This is a genomic window from uncultured Arthrobacter sp., from assembly GCF_947493765.1.
In the GTDB taxonomy this organism is placed as follows: Bacteria; Actinomycetota; Actinomycetes; order Actinomycetales; family Micrococcaceae; genus Arthrobacter_D.
The window spans coordinates 145,839-163,664 of record NZ_CANLSZ010000002.1; the positions used below are offsets into that span (position 1 = coordinate 145,839).

At 69.6% G+C, this 17,826-nt stretch carries 17 protein-coding genes and 1 tRNA gene; 7 read left to right on the forward strand and 11 right to left on the reverse strand.

What is annotated here, in order from left to right; genetic code table 11:
• Window positions 1-56 precede the first annotated feature (56 nt).
• Window positions 57-1,247 carry a zinc-dependent alcohol dehydrogenase gene (locus Q0747_RS03620; protein WP_298251899.1) on the forward strand — a complete coding sequence of 397 codons (1,191 nt, stop codon included), beginning with the start codon at window positions 57-59 and terminating at the stop codon, window positions 1,245-1,247.
• Between the two features lie 58 nt (window positions 1,248-1,305).
• Here the strand turns inward: Q0747_RS03620 and Q0747_RS03625 are convergent, their stop codons facing one another.
• Window positions 1,306-3,138, reverse strand: a complete 1,833-nt coding sequence (locus Q0747_RS03625) for a glycoside hydrolase family 15 protein (protein WP_298252268.1) — start codon at window positions 3,136-3,138, stop codon at window positions 1,306-1,308.
• Between the two features lie 21 nt (window positions 3,139-3,159).
• Window positions 3,160-4,026, reverse strand: a complete 867-nt coding sequence (locus Q0747_RS03630; protein WP_298251900.1) for a glycerophosphodiester phosphodiesterase family protein — start codon at window positions 4,024-4,026, stop codon at window positions 3,160-3,162.
• Between the two features lie 129 nt (window positions 4,027-4,155).
• On the opposite strand from Q0747_RS03630, the gene Q0747_RS03635 reads away from it, so the two are divergent.
• A complete protein-coding gene (locus Q0747_RS03635) occupies window positions 4,156-5,403 on the forward strand; it encodes a DUF445 domain-containing protein (protein WP_298251901.1) in 1,248 nt (415 codons plus the stop codon).
• Here Q0747_RS03635 and Q0747_RS03640 read toward each other — a convergent pair.
• Window positions 5,400-6,185, reverse strand: a complete 786-nt coding sequence (locus tag Q0747_RS03640) for a hypothetical protein (RefSeq protein ID WP_298251902.1) — start codon at window positions 6,183-6,185, stop codon at window positions 5,400-5,402. The genes Q0747_RS03635 and Q0747_RS03640 overlap by 4 nt on opposite strands.
• 130 nt (window positions 6,186-6,315) lie before the next feature.
• Window positions 6,316-6,585 (reverse strand): GlsB/YeaQ/YmgE family stress response membrane protein, encoded by a 270-nt coding sequence (locus tag Q0747_RS03645; protein ID WP_298251903.1) that lies wholly within the window; start codon window positions 6,583-6,585, stop codon window positions 6,316-6,318.
• 333 nt (window positions 6,586-6,918) lie between these two features.
• On the opposite strand from Q0747_RS03645, the gene Q0747_RS03650 reads away from it, so the two are divergent.
• Genes Q0747_RS03650 through Q0747_RS03665 form a run of 4 tightly spaced genes read left to right on the forward strand, consistent with a single transcriptional unit; the run spans window position 6,919 to window position 11,134 of the window.
• Window positions 6,919-7,686, forward strand: a complete 768-nt coding sequence (locus Q0747_RS03650) for a DeoR/GlpR family DNA-binding transcription regulator (RefSeq protein ID WP_298251904.1) — start codon at window positions 6,919-6,921, stop codon at window positions 7,684-7,686.
• Window positions 7,683-8,702 carry a 1-phosphofructokinase family hexose kinase gene (locus tag Q0747_RS03655; protein ID WP_298251905.1) on the forward strand — a complete coding sequence of 340 codons (1,020 nt, stop codon included), beginning with the start codon at window positions 7,683-7,685 and terminating at the stop codon, window positions 8,700-8,702. Before Q0747_RS03650 ends, Q0747_RS03655 begins: the two co-directional genes overlap by 4 nt.
• Window positions 8,702-10,804 carry a fructose-specific PTS transporter subunit EIIC gene (locus tag Q0747_RS03660; protein WP_298251906.1) on the forward strand — a complete coding sequence of 701 codons (2,103 nt, stop codon included), beginning with the start codon at window positions 8,702-8,704 and terminating at the stop codon, window positions 10,802-10,804. The genes Q0747_RS03655 and Q0747_RS03660 overlap by 1 nt, the downstream gene beginning before the upstream one ends.
• Window positions 10,805-10,855: 51 nt before the next feature.
• The gene (locus tag Q0747_RS03665) at window positions 10,856-11,134 is read left to right on the forward strand and encodes an HPr family phosphocarrier protein (RefSeq protein ID WP_298251907.1); all 279 of its coding nucleotides are present in this window, start codon (window positions 10,856-10,858) and stop codon (window positions 11,132-11,134) included.
• 310 nt (window positions 11,135-11,444) lie between these two features.
• Here the strand turns inward: Q0747_RS03665 and Q0747_RS03670 are convergent, their stop codons facing one another.
• The 6 genes from Q0747_RS03670 to Q0747_RS03695 all read right to left on the reverse strand — a co-directional run bounded on the left by Q0747_RS03670 (window position 11,445) and on the right by Q0747_RS03695 (window position 15,898).
• On the reverse strand, window positions 11,445-12,167 hold the full coding sequence (locus Q0747_RS03670; RefSeq protein ID WP_298251908.1) for a hypothetical protein: 723 nt from the start codon (window positions 12,165-12,167) through the stop codon (window positions 11,445-11,447).
• On the reverse strand, window positions 12,164-12,895 hold the full coding sequence (locus Q0747_RS03675) for a hypothetical protein (RefSeq protein WP_298251909.1): 732 nt from the start codon (window positions 12,893-12,895) through the stop codon (window positions 12,164-12,166). Before Q0747_RS03675 ends, Q0747_RS03670 begins: the two co-directional genes overlap by 4 nt.
• Window positions 12,896-13,044: 149 nt before the next feature.
• Window positions 13,045-13,272: a hypothetical protein gene (locus Q0747_RS03680; protein WP_298251910.1), complete on the reverse strand. Its 228-nt coding sequence runs from the start codon at window positions 13,270-13,272 to the stop codon at window positions 13,045-13,047.
• 235 nt (window positions 13,273-13,507) lie between these two features.
• On the reverse strand, window positions 13,508-14,761 hold the full coding sequence (locus Q0747_RS03685; RefSeq protein WP_298251911.1) for an endonuclease/exonuclease/phosphatase family protein: 1,254 nt from the start codon (window positions 14,759-14,761) through the stop codon (window positions 13,508-13,510).
• 124 nt (window positions 14,762-14,885) lie between these two features.
• Window positions 14,886-15,509, reverse strand: a complete 624-nt coding sequence (locus Q0747_RS03690; RefSeq protein ID WP_298251912.1) for a hypothetical protein — start codon at window positions 15,507-15,509, stop codon at window positions 14,886-14,888.
• Window positions 15,510-15,824: 315 nt separating this feature from the next.
• Window positions 15,825-15,898 (reverse strand) — tRNA-Lys (locus tag Q0747_RS03695).
• A 156-nt stretch (window positions 15,899-16,054) separates the two neighbouring features.
• Between Q0747_RS03695 and Q0747_RS03700 the strand changes: the two genes are divergently transcribed.
• Window positions 16,055-16,702, forward strand: coding sequence for a hypothetical protein (locus tag Q0747_RS03700; protein ID WP_298251913.1), 648 nt, complete (start codon window positions 16,055-16,057; stop codon window positions 16,700-16,702).
• Between the two features lie 28 nt (window positions 16,703-16,730).
• On the opposite strand, the gene Q0747_RS03705 is transcribed toward Q0747_RS03700, so the two are convergent.
• Window positions 16,731-17,732, reverse strand: coding sequence for a PDR/VanB family oxidoreductase (locus Q0747_RS03705; protein ID WP_298251914.1), 1,002 nt, complete (start codon window positions 17,730-17,732; stop codon window positions 16,731-16,733).
• Between the last annotated feature and the right edge of the window lie 94 nt (window positions 17,733-17,826).

Sequence of the window (17,826 nt, forward strand, 5' to 3'; positions counted from 1 at the left end):
GGTGATGGGTGAATAGTGGGGGAAGGAAGGCCTACTCAGTATCCGGAGGAACACACATGAAGGCAGTGACCTGGCAGGGCAAGCGCAACGTCAGCGTGGAGAACGTCCCGGACCCCGTCATCCAGGAGCCCACGGACGCCATCGTCCGTATCACCTCCACCGCCATCTGCGGGTCCGATCTCCACCTGTACGAGGTCCTCGGCCCCTACATGGCGAAGGGCGACATCCTCGGACACGAGCCCATGGGGATCGTCGAGGAGGTCGGTTCGGCGGTCACGAAGCTGAAGGCGGGAGACCGCGTGGTGATCCCCTTCAACATCTCCTGCGGCCACTGCTACATGTGCACGCGGGGACTCCAGTCCCAGTGCGAGACCACGCAGGTGCACGAGCAGGGCTCGGGTGCCGCGCTCCTCGGCTTCTCGTCCCTCTACGGTTCGGTGCCCGGTGGCCAGGCCGAGTACCTGCGGGTGCCCTTCGCCGACTACGGACCGGTCAAGGTCGGCTCGGACCTGCCGGACGAGCGCTACCTCTACCTGTCCGACATCCTGCCCACCGCCTGGCAGGGCGTCCAGTACGCGGACGTGCCGAAGGACGGTGTGCTCACGGTCTACGGCCTGGGTCCCGTGGGACAGTTCGCGGCTCGGATCGGCAAGTATCTCGGGCATCGCGTGATCGGCGTCGAACCCGTCCCGGAGCGTCGTGAGATGGCGGCGCGCCACGGGATCGAGACGATCGACTTCTCGGACGGAACCGCGGAGGAACTGCGCAGCATGACCGGTGGCCGCGGACCGGACGCCATCGTGGATGCCGTCGGGATGGAGGCGCACGGCTCCCCCGTGGGCGCCTTCGCCCAGCACGCCGTCGGGATCCTGCCGGACACATTGGCACAGAAGGTGATGGAGACCGGTGGCAGCGACCGCATGACGGTCCTCCACTCGGCCATCGACGCCGTACGCCGCGGCGGCACGCTCTCCCTCAGCGGCGTCTACGGAGGAGCAGCGAGCCCCATGCCCCTGCTGACCATGTTCGACAAGCAGATCCAGTTCCGCATGGGTCAGTGCAACGTGCGCCGCTGGACGGACGAGCTCCTGCCGATCGTCGAGGAGGCCTCCGATCCCCTGGGCGTCACCGACCTCATGACGCATGAGGTCCCGATCGACGAGGCACCTGCCGCGTACGAGAACTTCCAGAAGAAGACCGACGGCGCCATCAAGGTGATCCTCAAGCCGCAGGGCGTCTCCGCCTAGCAGGCTGCAGGGGAGAGCGGTCCCTGCAGGAACCGCCCTCCCCTGCCCACTTCCCTGCCTACTCCCGTGCCATGACCTCGTGGACGCCGGCCTCGCCGCGGGCGATCTGGAGGGCGTCGGCCGCCCGCACCAGGCCCAGGTGCGAGAAGGCCTGCGGGAAGTTGCCGACCATACGGTGGTTGACGGCGTCGTACTCCTCGGACAGCAGCCCGAGTTCGTTCGAATAGCCCACCAGCTGCTCCATGAGCCGCCCGGCCTCCTCACCGCGGCCACTCATCGCGTACTGCTCCACGAGCCAGAAGGAGCATGCCAGGAACGGGTGCTCACCGGGGTCCAGGCCGTCGTCGGCGCCGTGCGTGCGGTAGCGCAGCAGCAGTCCCTCGCTGTCGAGCAGATCCGCCTCGATCCGTTCCACCGTGCCGAGCATCCGAGGGTCGTCGTAGTCGAGGAACCCGACCTGGGGGAGCTGGAGCAGGGAGGCGTCCACCTCCGTCCCGCCGTACACCTGGGTGAAGGAGTTCAGCTCGCGATCGAACCCGCGCTCCATGATCTCCGCGTGCATCCGGTCACGGATGTCCGCCCACTCCTCGACCGGCCCATCCAGCCCGTGGTCGCGGACGGCGCGCACGGCGCAGTCGAAGGTGGCCCACACCATGACGCGTGAGTGCGTGAAGAACTGCTTCTTCCCCCGCATCTCCCAGATCCCGTGATCCGGATCGTCCAGGTGATTCCTCGCGAACTTGATGAGGGCCCGCTGCAGCGGCCAGGAGAAGTCGTCCTCCCTCACCCCGTGGCAGCGCAGCTTCTCCAGCGCCACCAGCACCTCGCCGACCACGTCGGCCTGGTACTGGTCCACGGCTCCGTTGCCCACCCGGACCGGCACGGAGTCGGCGTAGCCCGGCAGGTGGTCGAGTTCGCGCTCGGGCAGCCTGCGCTCCCCCGCCACCCCGTACATGATCTGGAGATCCTCGGGATCACCGGCGACGGCGCGCAGCAGCCAGTTGCGCCAGCCCAGGGCCTCCCCGGCGAAGCCGTGCGTCATCATGGCCTCGAGGGTCAGGGCCGCGTCGCGGAGCCAGCAGAAGCGGTAGTCCCAGTTGCGGGCCCCGCCGAACTGCTCGGGCAGCGACGTCGTGGGCGCTGCGACGATCCCGCCGGTGTCCTCGTGCGTGAGGGCGCGCAGGACGAGTAGTGAGCGCCGGACGGCGGCGGAATAGTGGCCGTCGCCCTCCGAGCTCGCCTCCCAGGCCCGCCAGTAGCTGATCGTGGCGTCCAGGGCCTCCTCGACGTCGAGTCCGCCGGGGGTCTCGCGGTGCGAGGGGTACCAGATCATCTCGAGGTCCACGACGTCGCCCCCCGACACCTCGAAGGTGCCCCGGTGCGTGTTGTCCTCAGCGTGCAGCCGCGGCCCGCGGAGCAGGAGTGCGTCCGGCCCGGCGATCGCCAGCAGTGCCGGGCCGTCGTCGCCGGAATGCTGCGTCACCCACGGGACGATCTCGCCGTAGCCGAAGCGGATCTGCAGCTCCTGCCGGAACGTCACCCTTCCCCTCAGGCCCTGGACGCGCCGGATCACGTTGGCCCGCCGGTCGGCGACGGGCATGAAGTCCGTGACGAGGGCCTCGCCCTCGGGGGTGCGCCAGTGGGTCTGGAGCACGAAGGTGGAATCGATGTAGCTCCTGCTCACCACCTCCGCCCGCGATGAATCCGGCGTGACGAGCCAGCGGCCGTGCTCCGGGGTGCCGAGGAGGGCGGCGAACACGGAATCCGAGTCGAAGCGGGGGAAGCACAACCAGTCGAGGCTCCCGGTCCGGGAGATCAGTGCACCCGTGTGGAGATCGGACAGGAGCGCATAATCCTCGATGGGTGTTCGCATCGTCCTACTCAACCACAGCACACCGGTCGGACGCCCGCATCATCCGCCCGGCTCGGCCATGGCCTGCAGGATGAGCGCGGGTACGTCCGAGGTGAGCTCCTGGACACCGAGACCGGCGAGGAAGTGCGCGTCCTCCACCGTGTTGACGGTCCAGACCCGCACCCGGGTGCCGTCCGCGATCCACCGCCGCACCCGGTCGGGGTGGTCGCGCACGTACTGGACGCCGGGTCCGGCCAGCCCCACCACCTGCTGGTCGATCAGCTCCTCGCTGTCCCGCTGGGCCCCCTCCAGCACGTCGATCAGGGCGCCCTCCGCCACGGACCCGAGACGCAGGGCCTCCCTGACCTCGCCGGGGTCGATGTCCGCCACCAGCTGGCACACCTGATGGTGCGGCGCGGACTCGAGCAGCTGACGCACCGAGTCCGGGTTGAAGCTCATGAAGCTCACCTCCACCCCGCCGACCATGGACGACTCCGGATCCCAGCCCTCGTCCATCAGGAACGCGATCAGCGCCTCCTCGAGCCGGAGGCCGAACGGACTCGGGTGCTTCAGCTCGACGGCCAGCCCGACGGGGCGGCCGGCACGGCGCAGCAGGAGCAGCAGGTCCCCCAGGGTGAGGAGCTGCTCTCCCGGACCGCCGTACGCCGGAGGGATGTCCACGCCCTTCCAGGAGGAGACGTCGAGCTCGCGCAGTTCGGCCAGCGTGTGGTCCGCCACGTCCCCGGTACCGTCCGTGGTGCGATCCAGCGTGGTGTCGTGGATGCAGACGAGGTGGCCGTCGCGGGTCAGGTGCACATCGCACTCCACGCCGTCGGCGCCGTCGGCCAGCGCCTGCAGATAGGCCGCCCGGGTGTGTTCGGCGAAGGAGCCGCTGCTGCCGCGGTGGGCGAGGATGACAGGGGGCACGGGGCACGGTCCTTCGCGTGGTCGACGGCGTCGGTCCACCGTACGGGACGCCGTCGGCCACGCGCCATCGCCCTGCGGCGGGGACGGCGTCGGCGGCGCGTCGATACACTCGGGAGGGTGGATGCTCAGATGACCGGGACCGACGTGGAGCGGGCGGTCGCCCTCCGCCGTATGAAGACCCTGGCCACGGGGCTCCTCGGTGCGCTGGCACTCGTCTTCGTGGTGGCCTTCGCCCTGCAGGACTCCTACCCGTGGCTCCAGTACGTCCGGGCCGCGGCCGAGGGAGGCATGGTCGGAGCCCTCGCGGACTGGTTCGCGGTCACCGCGCTGTTCAAGCACCCGATGGGCCTGAAGATCCCGCACACCGCGATCATCCCGCGCAAGAAGGACCAGATCGGCGAGTCGCTCGGCCAGTTCGTCGAGGAGAACTTCCTGTCCGAGGACGTGGTGGTGGCCAAGCTCGAGTCCGCCCGCATCGCGCAGAAGGCCGGCGCCTGGCTGGAGCGGCCCGAGAGCGCGGACCGCATCGCGGTGGAGGGGGCGGCGCTCATCCGCGGCCTGTTCACCGTGCTCGACGACGACGTCGTCCAGGGTGTCATCGAAGGGTTGGTCCGCAAGCACGTCCTCGAGCCGCCCTGGGGGCCTCCCATCGGCAGCATCGCCGAGCGGATCTTCGCCGAAGGTCATCACCACGCGCTCGTCGACCTGCTGGTGGACCGCGCCGCCGACTGGGTGGACGGGAACTACGCCGTGGTGACGAGGGTCGTGGCGCAGCGCTCCCCCACCTGGGTGCCACGCCTCGTGGACGGCGTGGTCGGAGATCGCGTGCACGCCGAGCTGTCGAAGTTCATCCGTGCCGTCCAGGACGACCCCCGGCACGACGTGCGCCTGGCCATCGACAAGTACCTGCGCGATCTCGCGCAGGATCTGCAGCACCGCCCGGAGACCATCGCCCGGGCCGAGGAGATCAAGGCGCAGCTCCTGGACGATCCGCGCGTCCTGGACCTCACGGCGCGTACCTGGGCCACCATCAAGACCGCGCTGCTCGAGGCCGTCAACGATCCCGCGAGCGAACTGACCACCAACTTCAAGGCGCTGGTCCGCGACTTCGGTTCGCGGTTGACCAGCGACACCGCCCTCGCGGACAGGATGAACCGCTGGATCGCCGACGGTGCCTCGTATTTCGTGCGGACCTATCGCAGCGAGATCGCAGGGGTCATCTCGGAGACCGTGGGCCGCTGGGACGCCGAGGAGACCTCCCGCAAGATCGAACTGCAGGTCGGGAAGGATCTGCAGTTCATCCGGATCAACGGGACGGTGGTCGGCTCCCTGGCCGGGCTGCTGATCTTCAGCATCGCCCACGCCGTCTTCGGCTAGGAGCTCGTCCGGCTACCGTCCTGCTGCGTCAGTTCCAGGGCTTCGGCCAGTTCGCCGGGAACGGTCCGGGGCAGGGGACCGAAGGCCTCGCGCGTGGTACTGATGACCGCCTTGCCCATGAGGTGGTTGCCCGCACCCCCGATCACGGCCCCTGCCCCGAACGGCAGCGCCCGGCCCAGCATGAACCCGCCCTGCCGGGCGAGGAACTTCTTCAGGAAGCGACGCTGGATGGTTCCCGTCAGCGTCTTCACGAGCGAGGCCGGTGCAGCCTTGTTCACCATCTGCCCCCAGTACTGGGGAGCGCCCTGACCGGCCGAGGCCCCGAGGATGGAGCGGATCAGCGCGGTGCCCTCCTCCCCCATGAGGATGGCCATGACCATGGCGCGGGAGCGCTCGGGGTCGTCGGTGTGGATGCCGTGCAGTTCGGCGATCGATTCCGCGTACAGCGCGGTGGCCTCGAGGAAACCGACGGTCGCCGCGGCCGAGAGTCCCAGCGAGGCGACCGTCCCGACGGCGGGTACGGCGGCCGTGGCGCCGACGGCGGCTCCGGCGGCCGTCGTCGCGCGCAGGTAGTCGCGTTCGAGCCGTCTGGCGAGGTCCGCCGGCGAGGCATCCGGATGCCGACGGCGGAGGCGGGCCAGATTGGAGATGATCAGGGGTCGCTGCACGTTCAGGGCACGCTCGATGCCGCGGAGGATGGCGGGCTTGGGGTGGCCGTCCTTGTCGAACAGCGCACCGTTGGCGGCCTTGACCGCCGGGTTCTCCTTGTTCCTGCCGAACATCGTGGTCCTTCCGCACCTGACTGGTGCTGTGGTCATCGGGGCGGGTGCGGAACGATGAAGGGACGCCACCAGATCCTGGTGACGTCCCTCCGGCAGCTGATCCCCGCAGTTCAGCCGACTGCTGCGTGAATCAGACGCGCGAGCCCTTGCGTCCGGTGACCGCACCGTAGATGACGAGGACGATCAGCGAGCCGCCGATGGCCAGGAGCCAGGTCGAGAGTTTGAAGAACTCGTCGATACCGACCCCGAAGATTGCGCTGCCGATGAAGCCGCCGAGCAGGGCGCCGACGACGCCGAGGATCAGCGTGATGATCCAGCCGCCGGCCTGCTTGCCGGGGAGGATGAGCTTGGCGATAGCGCCGGCGATGAGGCCCAGGATGAGCCAGCCGAAGATTCCCATAAGATGCTCCTTGAGTGATAGTGACGAAGGACCCGCTGGTCCTGCCGCCGTCCAATAGGGTGATGCAAACCATCTGCAACTTGGTACGACTCTACTTCATCAGCATGCTTAGGGTGCAATTCTAGCACCGCGCCCGGCCGTCCGGCCCCCGGCGCCCATGATCCCCGCGTGCCCCTCCCGGCCACCCCGCTGTCGAACGGTGGCGTCGAACCACGCCGGATTCTTGTGACCGAAACCACTTGACCCCTGCGCAAAAGCAAAGATAAAGTCACCCAAACAAAGATGAAGCAACATCCTGCGGCATGCTCCGCAGCCCGATCGCAACGGAGTCCCATGTTCGCCGAGGAGCGCTACCGCCAGATCAGCGATCTCGTCTCCGCCGACGGCCGGGTCACTGTGGCCGGGCTGTCCACGCACTTCGGCATCACGAAGGAGACGGTGCGCAGGGACCTGGCGCTGCTCGAGAACGACGGTGTCCTCCGCCGGGTCCACGGGGGAGCGATCGCCGGTGGCGGTCCCACGACCAACGAGCCGAGCCTCATCAGCCGGTCCTCCCGGCACGAGGCCGAGAAGCAGCGCATCGCCCTGGCCGCGCTCGCCCTGGTACCGGAGCGGGGCGCCGTGCTGCTCGACGCCGGGACCACCACCGGCGCACTCGCCGCGATGCTCGCGGAGGAACCCCGCCCCGAGCTGGCCGTGGTCACCCACTGTCTCCCGATCGCCGCCGTCCTGTCGGCGGCCGGCCTCGGAGTGGAACTCCTCGGCGGCCGCGTGCGGGCCCTGACCAGCGCTGCGGTCGGAAGCGTAACCCTCGCGCACCTGGACAGGCTGCGGGCGGACATCGCCTTCATCGGGGCCAACGGGCTGGCTGCCGGCTTCGGGCTCAGCACCCCCGACGGGGACGAGGCAGCCGTCAAGACGGCCATCATCCGCTCGGCGCGCCGCGTGGTGCTGCTGACCGATTCGTCCAAGTTCGACGAGGAGACCCTCGTCGGCTTCGCCCAGCTGGAGGACATCGATGCACTCATCACCGACCGCGCACCCCGGGAATCCCTCTCGGCCGCACTCGCCGACGCCGATGTGGAGGTGATCGTCGCGTGATCCTCACCCTCACGACCAATCCGAGCGTCGACCGGACGGTCGAACTCGACGCACCGCTGGAGCGCGGCGCCGTCCAGCGCGCCGTCCGCGTGAGCCGGGAAGCGGGCGGGAAGGGCGTCAACGTCAGTCGGGCGCTGGCGATGTCCGGCGTCCGCACGCTGGCGGTCCTGCCGGGCGACGACGACGACCCCGTCCTCGCCGGTCTGCGTACGGTGGCGGTGCCCTTCAGGAACCTGCCCATCGGCGCGGACCTGCGGACCAACACGGCCATCACGGAGGCGGACGGCACGACCACGAAGATCAACGAGCCCGGCCCCGTGCTCACGGGCGCACAGCTCGACGAGCTCCTCGCCGTCGTCGTCGCCGAGAGCGGCGGGGCACACTGGCTGGTACTGGCAGGTTCCCTGCCCCCCGGCGTCCCGCCGACCTTCTACACCCGCGTGATCGCCGCTGTCCGGGAGGCCCACGGGCCATCGGCTCCGCTCGTCGCCATCGATTCCTCGGGCGAACCCCTCAGCGAGGGCGCCACGGGATTCCCCGCTCCGGATCTGCTCAAGCCCAACGCCGAGGAACTCGCGGAGCTGACGGGCATCGGCACCGCACACGATCTCGAGGAGGACCACGAGCTGGCCGCGAGCGCCTGCGCGGTGCTCGTCTCCTCGGGTGTCGGAGCGGTCCTGGCCACCCTCGGCTCCCGGGGCGCCCTGCTCGTCACGAGTGCGGGGGCCTGGCACGGGATACACTCGCCCGTCACGGCCCGCTCAACGGTCGGCGCGGGAGACTCCGCCCTGGCAGGATACCTGCTGGCGCACAGCGCGGGCGAACTCCCGGAGAACTGCCTGCGCCAGGCGGTCGCCCACGGATCGGCGGCAGCGGCCCTGCCCGGGTCCACGGTGCCCTCGCTCGAACAGACGTCACCGGCGGAGGTCTCCATCACCGCCCACACGATCACCCTCCCCGTGATCGGAACCCACGCAGGTCCCGGCTCGGGACCCACAGCACAGGAGGAACTCTGATGTCCGATCTCATCACGGCAGAGCTCGTGGTTCTGGACCAGGATCTGGGGGCGGAACGGTCCTCGGTGATCCGCCACCTGGCCGAACAGGTGGCCGCCCAGGGCCGCTCCACGGAGGTGGAGGGCCTGTACGCCGACGCCCTCGCCCGGGAGGAGAAGACCGCCACGGGCGTTCCCGGTGGGATCGCCATTCCGCACTGCCGCTCGAAGGCCGTCTCGACGCCGACCCTGGCCATGGCCCGCCTGGCCCCACCGGTCGACTTCGGGGCCAAGGACGGACCGGCCGATCTCGTGTTCTTCATCGCCGCGCCGGACGGAGCCGACCAGGAACACCTGAAACTGCTGTCCACGCTGGCCCGGTCGCTGATCAGGAAGGACTTCACGGCGGCCCTGCGCGCCGCCCGGACACCCGCCGACGTCGTCGCGCTCGTCGATGGTGCCCTCGGCCTCGGGAGTACGACGGCGGACGGCACCGGAGCGCACGCTGCAGGATCGGCCGGGGCGACGAGCCGCGCCGGCGCCGATGCGAGCGAGGCTGCTGCCACGCTCGGCACCTCGCGCTCCGGCGTCGATGCCACCGGCCCCGCACTCGACGGGGCTCACGGAACGCAGACCGGCACCAGGCGCCTGGTCGCCGTGACCGCGTGTCCCACCGGCATCGCCCACACCTACATGGCCGCCGACTCCCTCGTCGCGGCCGCGAAGGAGCGCGGGGTCGACCTGCAGGTGGAGACGCAGGGGTCCTCCGGGGCGACCCCGCTGGATCCCTCGGTGATCGCGGCCGCCGACGCCGTGATCTTCGCCGTCGACGTCGATGTCCGTGACAAGCAGCGGTTCGCCGGACTCCCGGTCGTCTCCGCGCCGGTCAAGCGCGGCATCGACGAGCCGGGCGAGATGGTCGACGAAGCGCTCGCCGCCGCGCAGGATCCCCGTGCCCGCACGGTCTCCGGGACCGCGGCCACCGAGCAGCCGGACGGCGACGGCGGGAGGGACGGCATCGGCAGCACGCTCAAGCGTGCCCTGCTCACCGGCGTGAGCTACATGATCCCGTTCGTTGCAGGAGGCGGACTCCTCATCGCCATCGGGTTCCTGCTCGGCGGGTATCTCATCACCGAGACCGCGGACACGATCGTGCTCGAGAACAGCCTGGGCAATCTGCCCGACGGCGGCCTGGGCACCTACCTGGGAGCGGTCGCGTTCAAGATCGGGCAGCTCTCGCTCGGGTTCCTCGTCCCGGCCCTCGCCGGGTACATCGCCTACGCCCTCGCCGATCGGCCCGGCATCGCCCCCGGCTTCGTGGCCGGTTCGGTGGCGGGCTTCATGGGTGCAGGCTTCCTCGGTGGCATCGTGGGCGGCCTGCTGGCCGGCTACATCGCGATGCTGATCGGGCGGCTCGCCGTCCCCCGCTGGCTGCGCAGCCTGATGCCGGTCGTCATCATCCCGCTCCTGGCCTCCGTCGTGGCCTCGGGGCTCATGTTCCTGCTGCTCGGCGGCCCGATCGCCGCGCTCACCGCGGGTCTGAACGACTGGCTCTCCGGCCTGACCGGCACGGCCGCCGTGGGCCTGGGCATCATCCTCGGGCTCATGATGGCGCTCGATCTCGGCGGGCCCGTGAACAAGGTGGCCTACTCCTTCGCCGTGGCCGGGCTCGGTGCCGGGTCCATCGACAACCAAGCCCCGTGGCAGATCATGGCCGCCGTCATGGCTGCGGGCATGGTCCCGCCGCTGGCCATGGCCCTGGCCACGCTGCTCGACCGGCGGCGGTTCAGCCTCGCCGAGCGGGAGAACGGCAAGGCCGCCTGGCTCCTGGGAGCTGCCTTCATCTCCGAGGGCGCCATCCCGTTCGCCGCGGCCGATCCCCTGCGCGTCATCCCCGCCTCCCTCCTCGGGTCCGCGGTGACCGGGGCGATCGTGATGGGGACCGGCGTCACCTCGCAGGCACCCCACGGCGGGATCTTCGTCTTCTTCGCGATCGGCAACATCGCGATGTTCGTCGTCGCGATCCTCGTCGGCACGGTGGTCTCCGCCCTCGCGGTCATCGCGCTCAAGCGCTTCGCCACGAGCAGGAAGACCACCGCCGTCGCAGAACCGGTTGCGGCCTGACCTCCGTTCGGCTTGGCTGTACTGAAGAATCCCCGACGAAAAGGAACTCCCATGGCAGAACGCAAAGCAACCGTAGCCAGCCGCGTGGGGCTCCATGCCCGGCCGGCCTCCATCTTCGCCGAGGCCGCGGGGGAGATCCCCCTCGAGGTCACCATCGCCATGGAGGGCGAGCCTGCCGACGAGGCCATGGACGCCTCGAGCATCCTGTCGCTGATGAGCCTCGGCGCCTCCCACGGGGACGTCGTGGTGCTGCGGGCCGAGGGTGACGGCGCCGTGGATGCGCTCGAGAGCCTGGCCCGCATCATCGAGACGGACCACGACGCCGAATAGCACCGGAAACCACGAAGGGCACCATCCGATTCGCCTCGGCTGGTGCCCTTCTCAGTGTCTTCAGCACTGAAGCACAGGTCGGTGGGTCCACCCGTTCTAATGGACACACCTCGCATGCGGTCGCAACGATCCGCTGACCCCCCACGGTCCGCGGCAGTTACATAATCATAATTTTTGCACACCATCATGAAAACGTGAACAGAACCAGGACACGATTCGGTCTCCATCGGCGCGCTCGGACCAGCAGATCCCAGGATGATCGCCGCCCATCGCGGTACTCGAGGAACCGGTACCGGTCAGGGGGCGCCGGTCAGGAGAGCCCGGTGTCCCGCGCCGAACGCCGCCGCGCGAGCATGTGGCTCAGCCAGATGAGACCCAGACCCAGCACCAGGAGCACGATCGCCGAGAACGGCAGGATGACATTCCAGTCGAGGAGCTCGAGGCTGGTGAGGCGCAGCACCACGAACACCACCACGAGCAGGAAGCTGCTGGAGAGCAGGGCGCCCGCCACCCGGTGGCTGGGCCTCGACCGCCGGTCGAGCATGGACAGGGCCGTCGGCAGCACCAGGCACGCGGCCACGTACCCCGGGTAGAGCCGTCCGACGGCGGCGTACTCCTGGACGGTGGCCTGGTCGTCGAAGGCGCCCAGGCCCACGGAGCTGAAGGGCAGCTCGCTCGCCCCGAAGAAGTACAGGGTCGCGGCGACGGTCAGACCGAGGACGGCCAGGCCGAAGGGCCCGACCACCAGGCGGTGCGCCAGGGGCGACGCGAAAGCGGCCGCGACCCTGACCCCGAGCAGGACGAAGACTGCGTACAGCGTCATGCGCAGCAACAGGTTGGCCCCGTTGACCCCGCCCAGGACGGCGTCCACGGGGTTGTAGACCGGCGCGATGGACAGTCCGACGGCAAGGGTCAGGAGCAGCAGAGCCGCGCACATGGTTCGCCCGCGCCCCCGCAGTGCACCCGGGATGCGCACGGCGGCGGCGATGGCGCAGAGGACCAGTGCCGCCCACTGGATCGTCATGCCCGTCATGCGAGGTTCTCCCAGATCGCCCGGTCCCTGCCGTCGTCGAGCTCTGTCCGCCTCATCTGCCGACCCAGGACGTCGAGCCGGTCGCGGGCGAGGAGCACGAGGTCGAGATCGGGAACGGCGCGCAGCGCCCGGTCGCGGCCGTCCTCGGGCCACCCGCCCTCCTCAGGGGTGATGAGCCCCGTGACCACCAGACCACTGGCCAGTGAGACGCCGGCGATCCGACCGGCCTGGACGGCGATCCAGGGGGCGAGTCGCCCGGCCGTCAGCTGCGCCGAGAGATTCTGCCGCGCCACACCGGTACTGACCGCCAGCTGCTGACGGAGATCCCCAGGGTCGATGGCCTCGATCCAGGCCCGCACCGACGCCCTGTGCGGGAAGGGAGCGAGATCCGGCGGCATGTCGCTCCCGCTCTCCTTCGCCTCGCTCCTGGCCACGAGAAGGCGCAGGATGTCGATGTGTGAGATCTGGCTCAGCAGCTCGGCGTCGGTCGGCTCCGCGAGCCCGTCCGGGAGGTCCTCGAAGCCGTTGAACTCCGACAGCGCGTCCACGACCGGTACCCCGTACCCGCGGGCGATGGAGACGACGGTGGGGACGGAGACCTTGCCGCGGACGAGCTGCTGGGCGAGGGTGGACCGCTTGACGTCGGCGATCCTGCAGAGGTCGGACACACTGTCGTGTGGAGCGATCCGGGTACGCCACAGCTGGAATGCCCTGGCTGTGACGGCCATCAGCACCTTTCGATTGGACTTTTCGGTCTCCTGTAGAAGTATACTGGGATCGCTGGCTCCGATTTCTGCGATTCCCCCATACGCAGAACGCGGAGCCAGCTCCATTTCAGGCGGTTCTGGGCTTCTCCCAAGGACGAGTCACCTCGCCGCTACCACCGCACCTTCCTCTCCTGCTTCCCCTGCTTGCCGCTCTGGTGGGCCGCTTTCACGTGTCCGGCCCCGGTGGCTGCGGTGGGACTGGCCGCATGATTCTTCCTGGCGAGCGCGAGCCGGGCCCGCGGGTCGTCCTGCACACTCCTCGCTGGAGCTTCCCCCGCACTCGGTGTGGCTTCGTCGGTTCCGCCGTTCGCTGCGGATCGGTCATCGTTGCTGGTCATGGTGTTCCTTTCGGGTGCCCCACGGAACGGCCCGCGACCGACACAGGACGGAAAGTCTTCTGTGAGGATGGTCGGAGGACTTCTGTGGCGCGCTTGGAGGGGTGTCATCGACAAGTGGCGCTGAAATCGTGGCGGGGGCCGCGATTACTGGAACAGAAGTGTCCTCATGCCGGATGACGCTACACCCACGTGTCGAGGGCGACAAGGGACTGGCTGCCTCCTTGCGGCACCGTGGTCAGCGCGACCGGGTGTCCCGCGGCACCACATCCGCGTAGACGAGGCGGTGCCCACTCGCGGGGAAGGGAGCGATACCCGTCAGCTCGGAGCCCGGGAGGCCGGCCCTGGGCCAGAGGACGCCGGAGGAGGAGATGCGGAGCGTCCTCGACGGCAGCACGTAGTCGGCGCGCAGATTGCCCGCTCCCTGGTCCTCGAGGTCCACGGTGTCGAACCTGGGGTCCCCCCGGTGGGTCGCATTCGCCCCGCCCTGCAGTGCCGCTGCCTCGACCGCACCCTCCGAGGACGGCAGGGGATCCTGCACCAGACTGCTGTCCAGGAGCCGGTCGATGGACGTCGACGCCGCGCCGCCGTCGAACGGGTCGATGTTCTGGTCCCCCATGACCACGAAGCGTTCACCCTGCCTCAGCCCGCCCCGTGTGCCGTCGTCGTCGTAACCGTAGGAGGCGCCGCGGACGTAGTCGGACCAGAAGCGGACCTCGTCGCCCGTGCGCGCGCCCGCGCCATCCGAGCCTTCGGTGACCGGACCGCCCGGATGGCTCGCGAGCACGTGAACGGTCCGGCCCGCCACGACGACCGGGACGTCCCAGTGGGAGGTGCTCGACAGGGGCAGCACTGCCAGTTCGTCGGCCGAGTACCAGGCGCCGTCCTGCGTCGTGGCCGAGTCGAGAAGCGCCCCGGGCATGTCCTTCCACAGGAAGTTGCGGAAGGTCCGGACGCCGTCCGCCTGGATGGGATACCTCGAGAACAGGACCATGCTGTCCTGCCCCCGGAACGCGCCGGGCCCGAGCGCGTCACCGGGTCCGTCGATGCTGCCGTCGTTGTCCAGATCGAACCCGCTCGGCACTCCCGCATTGGAGGAGGGCGCATAGACGTAGGGATAGTCGAGTGGATCCTTGCCGTTCTGACCCACGCGCAGGTAGTTCCGGTAGAACAGTTCCACCGCGGCCGAGCCGGGCTCGTTGTCGAAGCCGCCGAGCAGCACCACATCCGGTCTGGCGGTCTGCAGGATCTCCGCGGTCGCCCTCGCCTGCGCACTGTCGGAGCCGCTGAGCTCCTGCACCAGTTCACCTGCGCCGGGGCGGGTCAGACCGGTGGTGAACGTCGCGAACCTGGCGTTCTGGCCACTCGCCTGAGCCCTGGAGGCGATCAGTGCACGTTTTTCGTCCCCGTGGTCCGCCATGGCAGCCGGTGCGACGCCGAGGAGGAGCAGGGCCGCCAGCAGGGCAGCCGTGCATCGGGTGAGGACTCGCATCGGATCCTTCCCTGCCTCGATGTGCGCTCCGCGACCCCGGGTCGGAGGCCGCTGATGGTTCGCTTGTGAAACTTAAATCCTACCGGCGGGGCGGCGCCTTCCGAAGAGATCGGCCGGTAACGATTCAGGCTCGACCCGGACCGTCCCTGTGCCGGGCCACGCGGGTCGTCCGAAGGACACCGACCTCCCGTTCCGCCTCCGCGAAGACGTGTTCCGCGCGGAGCACGGCCTCGGTGTATGCGGCCAGCTCGCCCGGCTGCCCCGTCGGTGACCCGGACCCGGCGTCGCGTTCCGTCTCCGCGTCCCGCAGGGCGTGGACCACGCGCCGCGCTGCCGGATGGGAGGGGTCGTGCATCTCGGGGTGGTCGATCGCCTTCGCCGGATCGAGGTCGTAGTCGGCCCAGTGCCGGGCCACGGTGTCGTGGCGGCCGAGCAACCCGGACCATGCGATGGTCCGGGCAGCGACGACGGCCTCCTGGCGCCGCGCCCGCTCCCGGCGCCAGACCCATCCGGCAGCCACGGTGACCGCCACGGCTGCGGTGGCCGCTGCCGCCCAGAGGCCGCCGAGCGCCGCTGCCACGACGCCGGCCCCGGCGACGACCACGACCCCGCCGAAGGCGACCCAGAAGAAGTCGTCGGTGCCGCCGCCGCTTCGTGCGAGCACATCGACACGCCATGCGGTGATCGCGGTGCCTGCCGCGACGACCAGGCAGGCGGAGACGATCCCGAGCAGGGCGACGACGTCCATGATTTCCTCCTCGCCCGGCCGGCACGGCCTGGGCTCTCCTACCAGTGCAAACGAGCGGGGGCGGCGAGTCAATCCCCGATCCGGTGATGAATTCACCGGTCCGGCGCGGGTGTACCTGTGGCGGGCGCCCGTCCGCTCCGTCAGCGGGCGGGGCTCCGTCACCGGGTGGGGCTCCGTCACCGGGTGGGGCTCCGTCATCGGGCGGAGATCCGGAGAGGGAGCGCCGAAGGAGAACCGGCGAGCCCTCCCGAGGAGAACGGGACGTCGGACGGAAAGAGGACCCCTGCATCCGCCGGGGTCCTCCCGCTGTCCCGGTGGGCCCTGTGGGGATCGAACCCACGACCCACGGATTAAAAGTCCGTTGCTCTAACCAACTGAGCTAAGGGCCCCTGCAGCTGCCGTCCCGGGAAGCACCCGCCGGGGGCGGCTCCGCGGCGACAACCCCATCACTTTAGCGCAATCACCCTCCCACCCGGGCCAGCGCCGGCTCCCCATCGACCGGCCCGCCTATCGGCCCCGGAAAGGCCAGGAGTATCGTTCATCCCATGGACGGCGACTACACGAGCAAGAGCCCACGGCCCCACAAACCGAAGCCATTCGCTCCCGCGGACTTCGAGGTCTTCGCGGGGGGAGTCGATCCGTCACGTGTCTCCGAGGCAGCGCACATGGCAGCGCACGCCCTGGTGCACCACGGCCGCGACGCCGACGACCCGGAGATCACGCGCCGTCTGGTGGAGCTCGCCGACCGGCAGGGCCTCGAGGCCATCGCGGAGATGTGGGCCGAGAGCCCGGCCCGCTCCCTCCCCGGTGCACTGTGGCGCCTCTACGCCCTGCGTGCGGCCACGCAGCAGAACCCGGAGCGCATCGCGGCGTTCTTCGCCTCCGGCAAGGAGATCGCCCAGGTCTCCAATGTCGTCGCCGGTGCGGCCGAGCCGCCCGGTGCGGTGGAGATGTCCTCCATGGCCGACACCATCCTCTCGGGCGCGTTCGACGGCGAGTTCGACGTGGCGCTGGAACGCTTCGCCGCCTTCTGCCGGGTGGTGGCCCTCGGCCAGGCGAACCACGCCGACGGCGCCGACTCCGCCAACGGCTCGCACGCCTCGAAACTGACGCGGAGCTCCAGTCAGCTGGTGAGGACCGCCGAGGACCTCGAGCACGCGGCGGCGGCCTGGCGGCGCGGGGAGCTCGACTGACCCACTCGGATGCTGGTGCGCCGGGACCCTACACGTCGAGCACCAGACGCGATCCCCTGCACCGCGAGACGCAGATCATCATCGTGTCGCCCGCATCCTGTTCCTCCGGAGTGAGAAGGGAGTCCCGATGGTCGATCTCCCCGGATACCACGGCGGTCTCACACGTTCCGCAAATCCCTCCCCTGCACGAGTTCAGTGCAGGGACGCCGGCCTCCGCCAGGGCATCGAGGATGCTGATCCCCACCGGAACCTGCACTTCCACACCTCCGGTGGTCTCCACGGTGAATTCGTGCTCGTCCTCCACCGCGACGGGGTCCTGCGCGGCAACGAACCGTTCGAAGTGGAAGCGCGTCCGGTCGTCCCACGTCCCCGCGAGTGACGCGATCTGGTCGAGCAGGGTCGCCGGCCCGCAGACGTAGGCGTGGAACCCGCCGACACCGGTGCCGAACAGCTCCGGCAGCGGATAGCGGCCGGACGTATCGTTCGCATGGAGCTGCACCTTGTCGCCATAGCGCTCCAGTTCACTCCTGAACGCCATCGATGCCAGGGACCGCCCCAGGTAGACCAGGCGCCAGGGGATGCCCTCTTCCTCGGCGCGCGCGATCATGGGGAGGAGCGGAGTGATGCCGATACCGCCGGCGACGAAGAGGTACTCGGGAGCGGGCAGGAGCTCGAAGTTGTTCCTGGGTGAGCGGACCCTGACGCTGTCCCCGGGGCGGAGTCCCTCGTGGATGTACGCCGAGCCGCCGCGGCCCGATGCCTCACGGAGGACTCCCAACCGCCACGTCCCTGCTCCCGGTTCGGAACACAGCGAGTACTGGCGGAGAAGACCATTCGGTAGCAGCACGTCGACATGTGATCCCGGAGTCCACGAAGGGAGTCCGCCCTCGGTGCGGGGGCGGAGATGGACGGAGACCACCCGGTCGGATTCCGGGCGGATCTCGTCGATGACCACCTCCGTGTACCCGTCGTCGGCGCCTCCTGCACCCGGTGGGCCCAGGTGCAGTCCGGCAGTAGGGACGGTGCCCATGACGTACCTCCAATGCGATGTATCCGGGAGACCGGGATCATCCCGGTATGGGAGCCCCTGTGAGGGCGAAGATCGTGCCTGTCCTGACGGAGGA